The 13,688-nt window shown below is 44.5% G+C and carries 12 protein-coding genes and 1 pseudogene; 8 read left to right on the forward strand and 5 right to left on the reverse strand.

All coding sequences use genetic code 11. The annotated features are described in order from the left end of the window. The first annotated feature begins 128 nt into the window (after nucleotides 1-128). Nucleotides 129-2,054: an endonuclease MutS2 gene (locus AC6I5A_RS11635; RefSeq protein ID WP_034616040.1), complete on the forward strand. Its 1,926-nt coding sequence runs from the start codon at nucleotides 129-131 to the stop codon at nucleotides 2,052-2,054. Between the two features lie 133 nt (nucleotides 2,055-2,187). Here AC6I5A_RS11635 and AC6I5A_RS11640 read toward each other — a convergent pair whose 3' ends face one another. Beyond that, nucleotides 2,188-2,754: a DUF3795 domain-containing protein gene (locus tag AC6I5A_RS11640; RefSeq protein WP_034616087.1), complete on the reverse strand. Its 567-nt coding sequence runs from the start codon at nucleotides 2,752-2,754 to the stop codon at nucleotides 2,188-2,190. Between the two features lie 244 nt (nucleotides 2,755-2,998). Here AC6I5A_RS11640 and AC6I5A_RS11645 point away from each other — a divergent pair. Together AC6I5A_RS11645 and AC6I5A_RS11650 are read left to right on the forward strand one after the other, a co-directional pair. Continuing rightward, a pseudogene (locus tag AC6I5A_RS11645) lies at nucleotides 2,999-3,160 on the forward strand (iron-containing alcohol dehydrogenase); the annotation flags it as partial. A 170-nt stretch (nucleotides 3,161-3,330) separates the two neighbouring features. Beyond that, the gene (locus AC6I5A_RS11650; protein WP_052168054.1) at nucleotides 3,331-4,278 is read left to right on the forward strand and encodes an NlpC/P60 family protein; all 948 of its coding nucleotides are present in this window, start codon (nucleotides 3,331-3,333) and stop codon (nucleotides 4,276-4,278) included. Between the two features lie 104 nt (nucleotides 4,279-4,382). Here AC6I5A_RS11650 and AC6I5A_RS11655 read toward each other — a convergent pair whose 3' ends face one another. Then, complete coding sequence (locus tag AC6I5A_RS11655) at nucleotides 4,383-5,636, reverse strand: polysaccharide deacetylase family protein (RefSeq protein WP_052168055.1); 1,254 nt, start codon at nucleotides 5,634-5,636, stop codon at nucleotides 4,383-4,385. Between the two features lie 373 nt (nucleotides 5,637-6,009). Continuing rightward, entirely contained in the window at nucleotides 6,010-6,465 is a 456-nt protein-coding gene (gene def, locus AC6I5A_RS11660) for a peptide deformylase (RefSeq protein WP_034616096.1), read from the reverse strand. Nucleotides 6,466-7,011: 546 nt separating this feature from the next. Between def and AC6I5A_RS11665 the strand changes: the two genes are divergently transcribed. The 5 genes from AC6I5A_RS11665 (at nucleotide 7,012) to AC6I5A_RS11685 (ending at nucleotide 11,027) form a co-directional block, all read left to right on the forward strand. Further along, a complete protein-coding gene (locus tag AC6I5A_RS11665) occupies nucleotides 7,012-7,956 on the forward strand; it encodes a selenium metabolism-associated LysR family transcriptional regulator (protein ID WP_052168056.1) in 945 nt (314 codons plus the stop codon). A gap of 193 nt (nucleotides 7,957-8,149) precedes the next feature. Beyond that, on the forward strand, nucleotides 8,150-8,869 hold the full coding sequence (locus tag AC6I5A_RS11670; protein WP_052168057.1) for a TIGR04283 family arsenosugar biosynthesis glycosyltransferase: 720 nt from the start codon (nucleotides 8,150-8,152) through the stop codon (nucleotides 8,867-8,869). Further along, complete coding sequence (locus AC6I5A_RS11675; protein WP_052168058.1) at nucleotides 8,851-9,561, forward strand: TIGR04282 family arsenosugar biosynthesis glycosyltransferase; 711 nt, start codon at nucleotides 8,851-8,853, stop codon at nucleotides 9,559-9,561. Before AC6I5A_RS11670 ends, AC6I5A_RS11675 begins: the two co-directional genes overlap by 19 nt. Nucleotides 9,562-9,616: 55 nt before the next feature. Continuing rightward, a complete protein-coding gene (locus tag AC6I5A_RS11680) occupies nucleotides 9,617-10,618 on the forward strand; it encodes a biotin synthase BioB (RefSeq protein WP_034616043.1) in 1,002 nt (333 codons plus the stop codon). A 133-nt stretch (nucleotides 10,619-10,751) separates the two neighbouring features. Beyond that, complete coding sequence (locus AC6I5A_RS11685) at nucleotides 10,752-11,027, forward strand: hypothetical protein (protein WP_034616047.1); 276 nt, start codon at nucleotides 10,752-10,754, stop codon at nucleotides 11,025-11,027. Between the two features lie 97 nt (nucleotides 11,028-11,124). Here the strand turns inward: AC6I5A_RS11685 and AC6I5A_RS11690 are convergent, their stop codons facing one another. Then, nucleotides 11,125-12,927 (reverse strand): HAMP domain-containing sensor histidine kinase, encoded by a 1,803-nt coding sequence (locus AC6I5A_RS11690; protein WP_034616051.1) that lies wholly within the window; start codon nucleotides 12,925-12,927, stop codon nucleotides 11,125-11,127. Further along, nucleotides 12,920-13,609 carry a response regulator transcription factor gene (locus AC6I5A_RS11695; RefSeq protein WP_034616054.1) on the reverse strand — a complete coding sequence of 230 codons (690 nt, stop codon included), beginning with the start codon at nucleotides 13,607-13,609 and terminating at the stop codon, nucleotides 12,920-12,922. Before AC6I5A_RS11695 ends, AC6I5A_RS11690 begins: the two co-directional genes overlap by 8 nt. Between the last annotated feature and the right edge of the window lie 79 nt (nucleotides 13,610-13,688).

A 13,688-nucleotide genomic window follows, 5' to 3' on the forward strand; every position in this document is an offset into this window, starting at 1 on the left:
TAGTTTTTTATATGTTGATTTTTTGCCCGCAGGAAGCATTCTGCACTATCAGAGGTGTAGTATGGCTTTTGCGGGCTTTATTTTTATATATGAAACGCATAACGTGCGCACGACGAGGAGATACCAAAATGAATAATTATCTAACCCTGGAATTTGATAAGATACTTCAGCAGCTGGCGGATCATGCCCTGTCGGCTATTGCTAAAGCTCGCTGTCTTGCACTCGTTCCAACATTAAATGAGGCCGAAGTAGGGCGGCGTCTGGACGAAACTACCCAGGCCAAACGAATTCTTGAACAAATTGGAACCCCGCCGCTTCCTTCAATGACGGATCTGCAGAAGGTCATTGACCTGATAGCCATTAATGCAATGCTGCTGCCTGAACAGATTGCCCATGCAGCGTCCTTCCTTGTATCCTGCCGAAGAATGAAAACTTTCCTGGAGAAAGCTAAGTCCACAGATACAAACATCGCCTGGTACGGTGAATCAATAAACAAATTAGCAGAGCTTACAAATGAGATCGACCGCTGCATCCGAAACGGTATTGTTGCTGATAAGGCGTCGGCGCGGCTTGCCGATATTCGACACCAAATCGATGTCACGACTGAGCAGATCAAAGCAAAGCTTGCTGCCCTGCTCAGGAAAAACAAAACCTGGTTTTCAGAGAGTTTTGTGTCATTAAGAAACGGACACTATACTTTGCCAGTTAAGCGTCAACACAAGAACGCTGTCGCCGGTTCGGTTATCGACCTGTCGCAAACCGGTGGGACCTGCTTTATTGAGCCGGTATCTGTGGGCAGGCTGCAAGCGGAGCTGTCCACTCTGCAAATTGAAGAAGACAGCGAAGTCAGGCGGATCCTGTACTCCCTGACGGCTCTTATTTGCGATAATCTTCCGGCTATTAAGCAAAACATCGAGACGATGGAAACCCTGGATTTTCTCTTTGCCAAGGGTAAGCTCGGTTTATCTATGAAAGCATCGTCCGTCAGCATAAATACCGAAAGAGAAATCCGTATGCTTAACGCCAGACATCCCTTGCTCAATCTCGATACCGCCGTACCTTTGAATTTTGAAGTCGGCAAAAAAATAAATGGCGTCGTTATTACCGGCCCAAATACGGGGGGCAAGACCGTGGCCTTAAAAACTGTAGGGCTCCTATCTCTTATGGCCCAGAGCGGATTGCATGTTCCCGCAGATGAAAATAGTATTTTTTGCCTGCACAATCTGGTGTTGTGCGATATTGGCGACGGACAGAGTATCACAGAAAATCTGTCTACTTTTTCAGCTCACATGAAGAGCATTATCGAGATCCTAAGGCAGGCAAATCATGAATCCCTTGTCCTTCTCGACGAACTGGGCTCCGGAACTGACCCGGCCGAAGGAATGGGGCTGGCAATTGCGATCTTAGATGAGCTGAACGCTAAAAAGTGCCTGTTTGTTGTGACAACCCATTACGCGGAAATCAAAGAATACGCGGCCAATAAGCCCGGTCTTGTCAATGCCCGCATGGCATTTGACAAAGAGAGTCTTTTGCCGCTCTACCGACTCGAAATTGGTGAGGCTGGGGAAAGTTGCGCGCTGTATATTGCCGAAAGGCTGGGTATGCAACAGCATATGCTTCGCCGCGCTCACGAAGCCGCCTACGGGAATTCAACTCTACAATCCGGGGATGCGATCCAACATAGGAATCCTGATCCGGCTCAGGCCGCTCAAGTACCGCAGATTGTCAAACAAGAAAAACAAAAACCCAAAGTGCAGCCTCGCAGCGAGAAGTTTAATCTTGGCGACAGCGTAATTGTCTATCCCCAAAAGGAAACCGGTATTGTCTACGCCCGCGCCAACGATAAGGGCGAAATTGGGGTGCAGATAAAGGGAAAGAAAAAACTTATTAACCATAAGCGACTGAAATTACGGATAGCCGCCAACGAACTCTACCCCGAAGATTATGATTTTTCCATCATCTTTGACAGTGTAGCAAACCGCAAAGCCCGCCATCAGCTGGAGAAAGGGCACTATGAGGGGAATGTGATTATTAATGAGTGGGATAGAAAATAATATATGTCTTTATGCATGCGCTACCCTATATAATGACTGCCTTTAGCTTTTCCACAAGTGGAATCTCCTGCCGGGGCGAAGTCAAACAAGTCTAACTCATAGTGATTTACCCAAGCAACCTGACTTTGCTTTGCTAAGACTTGGGCTTTTTGCGCAATTGTAATGAGATCTCTCGCTTCTCCGCCATAGTTTGCAATAGTCGCACTACTGTTGCGGACTTTTCTTTTAATGTATCATCGGGTTTTATTGCATCTTTAGTTTGCTCGATAACACTCTTTAAGTCTTGTAGGTCTAACAGATTAACGGCGGTACAAAAAAAGCTCTTTCGTCGCCCATCATTATAATCCATTAACATGCCTTTCAGTAATTCGACTTTGATGTTCAGTTCAGCCTCATAAGCTGCTAATCCAATGTTTTTAGCCTTATTAAAATCCGTTAATTGATTCTTATAAGTAATAAAGGAGTCTGAATTGTCACCGCCTTCAAATTTCTTGCAGGGATATTCATCACACAGATAGCAATATTCAATTCCATGTCGTTGGCTACAAGATAAAATACCACAGGTAGGATGTTTCGATGAAAAATCTTCTCCTGCACATCCGGGACACTTAGATATTCCATCTGTATGATAACGGGGACATAGTCCACAATTTAATCCACATGCCGAAAACAAAGGATACTCCCGTTGCTTGTACTCCATTTTTGTCACCTCTATTTCAATAATCATAGAAATCTAGTGGAACGAGGAAAAGCCTCCATGATAGATTCCAGTATTGATCAGTAAATTAACTACCTAATCTATATTAACTTCCTTTTCCCTCTTATACTGCATAAGTCACCATCCCACTAAAGGAAAGTGGAATCTCTTAGCAAAAAACTAGATCATTAATGTAAAATTGGAGGTAAAGGAAGCCAGCGCGCAGCAGTTTAGTTATAACTAATACAATAATACCCCGCTTGCTTTAAGCGAGCCGGAAAATTATGAGGCAAGAGCAGAGATCATGTGGGCAGGCACATTGGCCCACAACGATTTATTAAGTACCGGAAGAGTCGGTGATTGGGGCTCACATGCGATAGAGCACGAGCTTAGTGGAATTTATGACATAGCCCAATAGTTTACTTCTTTTCATTTTATCCCCTGTAAAGGTAATGTGAGTAAAAAATGCCAACAACTTAAAGTTTAAATTGCAGTTGTTAGGTGTTATACTTGTCGCATAGTTTTTTAAAAGTCTAGCAAAGGAGGAAAAACAAAGAAGAAATCAGGGGAGGAAATAAATTGAAAAAGAAGCCAATTATTAATTCGATCTTGCTAATAGTTATAGTCAATCTTTTATGTCTTACCGTAAATATAGGAAAAGTTGATGCTGCAACAACAGCAATTGTTAATCCTTACAACAACCAACTTGCTGTTAATGCAAAAGCGGATAGGATCATTCAAACAGCCAAATACTTTATTGGCAGAGCCACATATGCTACAAGTAGTGCTGAGGTAAGTACAACATACCCTTATAAATTCCGATGTGCATCTTTTATAAATTATATTTTCGAATATAATGGTGTAGATTTAGCAACTTCAGATGAAAACAATATGATCCAACAAGGATATTTTGTTCCGAAAGACCAATTACAAAAAGGCGACCTTGTTTTCTTTGACAGTACCCCTGCAGATAGTGATCCAACTAACCACGTCGGTTTATATATTGGAGATAATAAAATCATTCACATGGCCAGCAGCAAGCTGAATGTCGTTATCTCTGATTTAAATAGTACATCCTACTATAGAAACTACTATAAAAGTGCACGCAGGGTATTACCAAGCCTTTTAGCAGCAAATCCAGCTACCAGAGGTGACAAAATCGTAGCTACCTCATTTGGTTTACAAGATAAAGTCACCATAAGTTCAACAACCAATAACGCAACTTCTATGACATTTACAAACGGTGGATTAGTGAATTACATCTTTATGAAAAATGGTATTGATTTGGGTACCAATAACATAAAGGATCAAATGAAACTCGGAAAAGCTGTCTCTAAAAGTAATCTGCAAAAAGGTGATCTTGTTTTCTTTAACAATGTTACCGGTTCCACTAACCCGGGCATGGTTGGTATTTATGCCGGTGATCACCGATTGATTTTATGTACACCCAGCAATGGAATTTTCACAAGAGTAGACCTCTTGGATTATTATGAACAACACTATATAACCGCACGAAGGGTTTGGTAATATCCATTTTTCCGGGAATGGGAAAGGCAGTCTTAAAAGGGGCTGCTTTTTCATTTCTTAGATTCCCATTGCGATATTACGTAAAGCTCAATTTATATAAAGCTTTAGGCCTTTAACGGAGGCCGAACTGGGTCTATGACCGACTTGGCATCAAAAAGATTCTTCAGAATTGCTGCTTGGCCATAAAGTGCGATCCCATCAATATGCCTCCTGTCCATCATCACATAATCGGCCGTGTCTTTTAGATAGGGCGTGGGGCCCACCGAGCAGAGAATCTTAAACCCTTGATCGAGCAGAAACTGGAATTTGGGATTCCCGGGCAACACCGAGCTGCCAAAAGGATAAACATAGATATTGGTTGGACCGATAAGTGATCCGACTTCTTTTTCCCAACGCAATGTGTCTTTCTCCAGATTTTGGTAAGAATCCGTCCGGGCATCCAGGTGGCTATAGCCGTGCGAGGCAAACGTCCAGCCGGTTTCTTTAAGTCGTTCAATCATCGCTAAGGCAGACTGCCGTTCTTCCGGATAGGAGGGAGAATCCAATTTATTGGTTTTATAACCTAAAACACCGCAATAGCCGGTAAAAGCCAGTATCCCCTTGGCCCCCTGGAAGGAAAAGTCGGGATGCTCAGCGACAAAGGCGTCAATAATCGGGATAACCTCATTATCATGGGAGATAACCTTTTCTCCGCTCGGGGATACGGAATAAGTCGCCACATTGCCCTCCGTATCCAGCATGAGTTTGCTGACTGTCCCATTCGTTGATTTGTAATCCGTGTAATTAACATCATCGACTGACAGGATAAGCGGTTTCTTGTCGGGAGGAAGCTTAAGCTCTTTATGCACCAAGACCTTTTTCCCGTCCACTAATTTCTCCTCATACAAGGCCTTTAAATCAATCAGCATATAATTGTTGGCATAGATTTGATTGATCATCTTTTTGAATTCGCTCACCGTCACATAATACTTATTAAATTCATTGGCATCCGCATCTCCATCAAAAGTCCGGGACGGATAAGCCAGCAGCGGATGGAAAAAGATATGCTCAATCGGTCCATCATAAGGAACCAATCCTTGCGCAGCTTCCTGATTATCATCCTCTTTGCTTACGGCCTCTGCTTGAGCATTTGCCTCTGCTTTTGCATTAGCCGTATCTTCAATTTGCTGATCTTCTGAGACTTGCTGGGACTTTTGTTCCTGTAACTGCTGAGCATCCGATTCCGTCTGAGAACGGACTTGTTTCTGCAGTTCGTATTGGTAGTACAAGAATGGCCCAGTAAAACCCGTTAATAAAATAAAAGCCAAGAGAGCAATGAGAACGGTCTTATGCGTGGAAAGATTCAATCTTGTTTGCATGCTGATCCTTCCTTTGGCCCAAAATTATTCCGTGGTATTTCTCTGTATTAGTATAGAATTCGCTAAAATATCGTCATTTCCTTTTTTCAAAAAGTTGAAAAGATCTTCGAAAGTTCTACCGTTTGGATTCCTCCCGTTCCTCCAGTACAGGCGGCGCGGGAATTTAGGTTTCAAGATGTGCATTTTACAGTGATGGAGAAATTAATTAAATTCTCGGTAAACAAAAAGGGAAGACTTACTCTCCCCTTGAACAATCCTTAACTCATAATTCCATATTTGGATATACTTTATTGGATGCGCCGCGGCTTGTGAAAAATTATCCCGCTATTATTTTCTGCACTATATGACTATGTCACGCTGGTTGGTTATAGTGTTACCTTATATATACAATATCTAAATCCGTGAAAAGGATACCGTCTAAATGATCTATTTCATGACAAAAGGATTTTGCTAAATCTCCTTGACCTGTTAAAATAATCTCCTCGCCATTTTCATTTAAAGCTTGCACCACTACCCTTGCCGGTCTCTTTACTAAACCCAATGTATTAGGAATACTTAAACATCTCTCTCTGACTTTTTGACCCCCTTCCTGCTTAATTATCTTTGGATTGACTAACTTAATAAGCCCTTCTCCAATATCTATAACAACCAATCTCTTTAATATTCCTATTTGCGGGGCCGCTAACCCTTCACCGTGTTTTGTATACATTATCTCTGCCATATCATTTAATATTTGTCTTATTTCATCGTCAATTACGCCAACTATCTCGCTCTTTTTTCTTAACATTTCATCACCGGAATATCTGATTTGTCTTGTCTGGCTCTTAATATCCTGATTAGCTGCCCATGTTGCTGATGACCCTTCGCTTTGAACTGCTTCTTTTGCTGCATAGGTTAATTGAGATACATTGTTACCGGAAAGTGCAGATCCGGCTAGAAGAATAACTACTATAAGTACGACTAAGATCCTTCTCTTTTTGCTCATACCTTCACCCTTCAATTTCCTGCTCATCATATTTTCCAGCAACCCGAAGCACTTTCATTTTTTGTTATCCTTGTTTTCGATAACTGAACTAACAAAACCCCGCCTTATATTGGACCCCATTGTTGCGGATGATTTAAATGTCTTGGAATGCTTCCTGCTTCCATAATCCATTCCCCTGCCACATGGGAGGACCTGTCCTTCAATTTTACTACATAAAATCGAATAATACTATGAACGACCACCAATTTGGAATTAGAAGGTGCATATTCAATAAACAAATATGCGTCAAAGATGTTACTCGATATAGATAACCTTATTCCATAATGGTATACTATATATAGAGGAATATTATATTAAATAGCGCATACTCCATTGAAGGGTGTTGATTATGTGAATTTGTCACGTTTACGGACATTGGTCATGGTGGAACAAAGCGGAAGTATTAGCAAGGCCGCGCTTGACCTTCACCTCAGTCAGCCAGCCGTAACCAAGCATATCCAAAGCCTGGAGGAGTACTATAGGAAATCCCTGATTAATCGTTCCGCTCGGGAAGCTGTGCTCACGGAAGAAGGCCGCCTCCTTTATCGTTATGCGCTGGAAGTGCTCCGTTTGATGGATGAAGCGAAAATGGCTTTGGCTGAAATGAGCATAACCGTTCAAGGCTCATTGCGTATCGGAGCGAGTTCGATTCCTGGACAGTATATTCTGCCGCTTGTCCTGAAGGAATTCAGCCGAAATTATCCGGAGGTTGACATAATAGTAGAGATGGGGGACACTGAGCAGATTACCCGCCTGGTGTTCGAGAACAAAGTGGATCTCGGGTTAGTTGGGAATTCAGTGAAGGAGCGGCACTTGGAATGTTATCCTTGCGCGGAGGACGAACTCGTCCTGATCCTGCCCTTGGACCATCCGCTTGCGCAAGTAGAGGAGATCCGGGCTGAAGATCTCTACAGGGAAAAAATGGTGTGGCGCGAGATTGGCTCAGGGACGCGGAAGACGATCGAGGGTTGGTTGGTTCAAACCGGAGTTAAGCTGGAGGAGAAAAAGGGAGATTTAGAACTGGGTAGCACGGGTGCGGTAGTAGCGGCTGTTGAAGCGGGTTTGGGGCTGTCCATTGTCTCAATTTGGGCTGTTGTCCGTCCCTTAGTTTGGAAAACGCTGGCGGTTAGGCGATTAAAAGATCTAAGTATGAAACGTCTGCTGTATGTGATCCGTTCGACTCAAAATACACGCCGACCTGCTCAGGCTTTTTCCGATTTTATCCTGGGTGAAGAAGGAAAGCTTGCTTTGGATCGGGTCTTCGCAGAGATTCCGTGGTTCCATGAACAGGAGTGAACTCGTTCAACTAAAGTTGAACATCGAGACTTCGGTGACGAAAGCCTCCAGTAGAGGCTTTCGCCGAAGCCGCACGACCCAAAAGGAACTCTTATCGGCGAAGTCGGAGTCTACCCCCTCCAAGCAGAGTACGGAGGACCACCCCCACTTGGAGAAGTGGGGGTCTCACGATTGGAGGAGGAGGTATGGGCAGATGTCCGAAATAAGGCCGACCAAAATCTCCGTGATTATACCTACGCTTAACGAAGCTGAAACGATCGGCAGGTTAATCAAATCCCTGAAAGGGATTCCCGAGTTGGAAATCATTATTATTGATGGGGGGAGCCGGGATGGTACGACTGAGCAGATCAGGCGAAGCGGGGTCGTGGCTGTACAAAGTAAGCCGGGGCGGGGTGTCCAGCTAAATGCGGGCGTACAGGCTGCATCAGGGGATATTTTGCTTTTTTTGCATGCTGATTCCCAGCTGCAAGAAATGACCGTAGCCCAGATCAGAGAGTCTGTAAGCAAGGGAACTCCGTGGGGCTGTTGCAGGCTGAAGTTTGATGAAGATACCTTGTTTTTTCGAATCCTGGCCCAAGCATCCGACTGGCGCGCCCGTTATTTGTCGATGTGCTACGGTGATCAGGGAATTTACTGTACGCGTTCCTTTTTTGACAGTGTGGGAGGATTCCCGGACTGGAATTTTTTAGAGGATTTAGAGTTTTCACACCGCGCACGGCAGAGGGTCAAAGCCTGTGTTTTAAAGGATCGGATTATCACCAGTACCCGACGCTTCAGGACTAACGGCCTTTGGCGTACTTTTTGGAAAATGCAGGGGGTAAAAGTGCTTTTTACACTAGGATTTCCTTTGCCCTACATTAGGCGCTTTTACCAAGCAGGTGGGAGAGAAAAAGAATGTCAACGGGTGTCATAGTAATGAGCAAAGTACCCCTGCCGGGTAGAACTAAGAGCCGCTTACAGGAAAAAATCGGGGCACAGGCAGCGGCTCTGTTTCACCGGGCCTGTCTCTATGACTTGCAGGTAGTGTTGCGTACTTGCGGAATGCCTGCCAGGATTTATATCGCGGGGGGTTCCAGGGAGGATTTTTGCTCCGCATTTCCTCATACGCTGCCTGAAGAATTTACCTGTTTGGGGAAACTGGACTGGTCAGATTTCACCCTCTACCGACAACACGGCAGGGATTTGGGAGAACGGATGCTTTGCGCTATGCAAGAGAGCCTGACGGAATTTCAACAAGTGATTCTGATTGGTTCGGATATCCCTGGTATTGACCAGAACCTTTTGGAACTGGCCTACGCGGAACTGCGGGAGCATAATCTCGTGTTAGGGCCCGCCAGAGATGGCGGGTATTACTTGATTGGTTTAAAGAGCGCTGAACCCTTTCTTTTTTGGGGAATCGCGTGGGGAAGTGGACGAGTACTGGAGCAAACCTTGCAGGCTGCCCGGCTACATCAGCTGCGGACAGCGTTATTGCCGGAGCTGCAAGATATTGACCGTTGGCAGGATCTCAAAGCCTGGGCAGATTGGGCCACGGACAGTAGTGGAAAGTCGATGGCTTGGCGTTATGCCGGTTATTTATTGAAGCGTGTAGAGTTAGGTTACTGATTGAAATGAGTTAGGCGACTATAAAAACTAAAACCGAAGAAAGCGAGATGGTGTTTTGAATTCGCGGCTTAAAGAGTGCTTAGACAAGGCGGTAGCCGGAGGTGAACTTAGTAAACTTGAAATCCAAGCGTTATTCAGTGTTCCGGTGCTCTCTGAAGAGTATTTTATGATTCTCTATGCAGCTCGATCGGTGAGTGCAGAAGCGGCTCAGGGGGCAGCTGAGGTGCATGCTCAGGTGGGCATTAATACCGGACCCTGTCCCCGTAATTGTGCCTTTTGCTCCTTTGCGTCCTGTCACGGGATTTTCAAGACTGCTACGGTGCTGGGGTTGGAGGAAATTATTGAACGGTGTGATCATTTTCAACGGGCAGGGGCCAATGCAATTTATCTGATGATGACGGCTAATTTTGATTTTGGCGAGTTTCTGAAGATTGGGCGCGAGGTGCGGGCAGCTCTGGGCCCGGAAGCGGTCTTGTTTGCCAATACTGGGGATTTCGGACGAGAAGGTGCGGAGGGGTTGCGCCAGGCCGGTTTTCAGGGAATCTATCATGCAGTCCGCTTAAGGGAAGGAAAAGTTACGCTTATTAAACCAGAAACCCGCTTGCGAACAATCCGCGCAGCTCAGAAGGCAGGCTTGGTGATAGCGACGTGTGTGGAACCCGTAGGACGGGAACATAGCGTGGAGGAGTTAACGGAAATGACTTTGCTCACTCGGGATATGGCTCCAATCTTTAGCGGCGCCGCCCGGCGTATCCCTATTCCAGGTACGGTGCTCGCTTGTGAGGGAATCGTGTCGGAAGCAGAGATGGCGCTGATTCTGGCAGTTGTTCGCCTGGCAATGGGCTATCTGGTTCCCTTAAACTGTACGCATGAACCGAACGGCATGGGGGTTCTGGCAGGGGCTAGTATATTATGGGCGGAGGAAGGTTCCAACCCACGGGATGTCCGGGAACAAACCAGCCGGGGTTATTCTGTGGAGGGCTGCCAAACAATCCTGAGGGAAGCTCATTGGAAGGTCGCCGAGGGACCTTCTCCGGCAGCGCTAATCCTTCTATAAATAATGTTGCGGTAAATGACTCAAATTATTGATCCATTAATTTATTTGCTCGATGATAAATTATACAACCCATCCCGCAATTGCAATAAACAGCAACGGTATAAATAATTGCATCTCCGGAGGAACTCCATTATTGATAAAATCCGGCACCCTTCTCCAAGAAAGAACATTAAAAAGAAAGCAGATGCTAAACCACCCATTATATAACCAAACCATTTCAATATACTTAGTGAAATACTTGTTTGATTTCCCTTACCCATATTTATCCATCTCCCTAGACGGAGTTGTTCGAATAGTAATTGATTTGCCCGAGGAACATCAATTTTCCGCTTCGATAAAAGAAGAAGCAAAGGAAAGGATAGAGCATTTATGGGATGTGAAAGAGGTTAAGATCGAATTTGTCAATTGATAATCCCGGTTCATTTTCTTTTGCCCCTTTTTTTACAAATGTAACTTCTCCTGGAGGTTTGAATCGTGGTTTTTTAATAAAAGTGTTTAAGGGTTGTTCAGATACCTGGCTGTGAGTACGGTAAGCTTACTTTAACTGAAGTACCTTTACCCAGCGAGCTTTTTAAGGTAACCTGTCCATGGTGTAATTCAATTAAGTGCTTGGCGATGGCCAAACCGAGTCCGGTGCCATTACTTTTTCGGGATTTATCTTCCTTATAAAAGCGCTCCCAAATATATGGCAATGTTTCTTCGGCAATCCCATAACCTTGATCACATATGACAACATCTAATGTTTGGCCGGCACTTGCCTCGACGGTAACCATTGTATGCTCCGGCGAATATTTGATAGCATTATCCAGGAATATCACGAAGAGCTGTCTCAGCCGGTCATAATCGCCAAGGACCGGCGGGAGCTCAGCAAGCTGATGATAGGCAATGTGAATATTCTTTTTATCCGCAATTGTCTGCAGACTATTCACGGTATCCTTCAGCAAAGTTGGTATATGAACCGATTCAATGTTCAGTGAGATCTTATGGGATTGCAACCGGGAAAGCTCCAGTAAATCTGTAACGAGCCGCTCCAGACTATGGGTTTCTGCCAGCATTCGTTCGTAATAACGGCGAAGATCTGAGGGCTGTTCAACCAGGCCATCCATAATGGCCTCTAAAGAACCCTTGAATACTGTCAGCGGGGTCCGAAACTCATGGGATACATTGGCGATAAAGTCTTGCCGAAATTGTTCCAATCGTTCACTCTCGCTGATATCCTGCACCAGGGCGACACTACCCGTGATCTGACCACTATTATCGATGATCGGGGAAAGGGTAAGTTTGAGTTTTTTGTCCTGCCAGTCCCTGACGACTTGAACTACCTTTTTATCCTGCCTGACACCAAGTATCTCCTGATTTATATTTAACTCCGTAAGGTCTTTACTCAATTCATCCCCAGGATAAGGAAGAGGTCTATTCATTATTTTAGAGAGAGCGGCGTTAACATTTAAGGGTTTTAGATCCAAATCAAAAGCAATCAGCCCTTCTGATATACTGGAAATAATATCGCTCATTTTACCCTTTTCCTGAAACAGCTGGTTAATTGTAGAGCCAAGCTTTGTGGCTAATAAATCAAGGGAGTTACTAAGCTGTCCCAGTTCATCCGGACGCGCAATCCCTGAGCGCACCCCATAATTACCCTGGGCCATCTCCAGAGCAGTTCTATTCATTGTTTTTAACGGACGGGTAAAGAGAAGAGAGAAATAAATACCTAAGCCGAGAGCCGGAATTAGGGCGAGTAAAAGGCTGATGCCTAATATTCTTTTTGCCTTATTGACAGTTGCCGTGAGACCCTTTTCAGGAGCGAGTAAAAGCACTGCTCCGCTAATTTGTTTGTTTTCGTCCGGAATAGGTACGCCGACTGTAAGAATTGTCTCATTATATGAGCTGCTGAAACTCTCATGCACTGCTTCTTTACCGGCAAGGACCTGTTCAATAACTTCCTGGGCGGCATCAGGGAGTGGTTCACTGTTTATTGCGCGAGCCGGGTTACCCATACCTATTCCAATACCCATTCCGGAAAACAGAGCGGGATTACCCTGATTATCTGTAATCCAAACTTTGGCTTCCGTCATCGTATCAAGAAAACGCATAAAGCTGCCGAAACCCCGCATTGGCCCGTTGTTTTCCGTGTAATCCGGCATCATGTCCGCTATACTATGCGCCCTGTATAGCAAGGTAGTCTCGGTATTTTCAAAGGTATACTGGCGAAACATCTGGATAAAAAAGATACCGATAGCCAGCATGGAGATTAAGACAATTAATACATATCCAGTTATTAGTTTAAAGGCAATGTGCTTTCTAAACATTTTTTACCTCAAATTTATAACCGACACCCCAAATTGTTTTTATATCCCAGCCGAATGATTCCCTCTTCTCAATTTTAGCCCTGAGCCGTTTGATATGTGTGTCGACCGTCCGGGAATCTCCAAAAAAGTCATAGCCCCAAACACTATTGAGAAGATTGTCACGGGAAAATACTTTGCCGGGGTTTGTTGCCAAAAGCCAGAAGATTTCAATTTCTTTCTTCGTCAGATTAACCGGGCTGCCGTCAATCTTTACTTCATAATCACTAATATTTATTTCCAGGCCAGGATGCTGGACATTTTTCTTCTGTCCCTCCGTCAAATCAATACGCCGTAAAACAGCGCGAATTCTAGCCATTACTTCACCGGGACTAAAGGGTTTTACTATATAGTCATCGGCCCCGGTATCCAGCCCCATAATTCGGTCGGCATCCTCCCCTCGCGCTGTAATGATAATAATTGGGACATTAGAGACACGGCGAATTTCCCGGCATACAGTCAAGCCATCCTTTTTCGGCATCATAATATCCAGGAGCAATAGTACCGGGGAGTATTCATAGTACATTTTCATGGCTTCTTCACCGTCATGAGCTATGAGCGGGGTATATCCTTCCTTGTAAACATAGGATTTCAGTATTTCCAGAATTCCGTCATTATCATCGGCAATTAGGATATGTTTATTCAAATTAATCCCCCCGTCTCGGATACCTGATCAACCCAAACAAACGTTGGGTGTAACAAACTATTTTCCGGCTTGTTACACC

The sequence above is a fragment of the Desulfosporosinus sp. Tol-M2 genome (genome assembly GCF_059735615.1).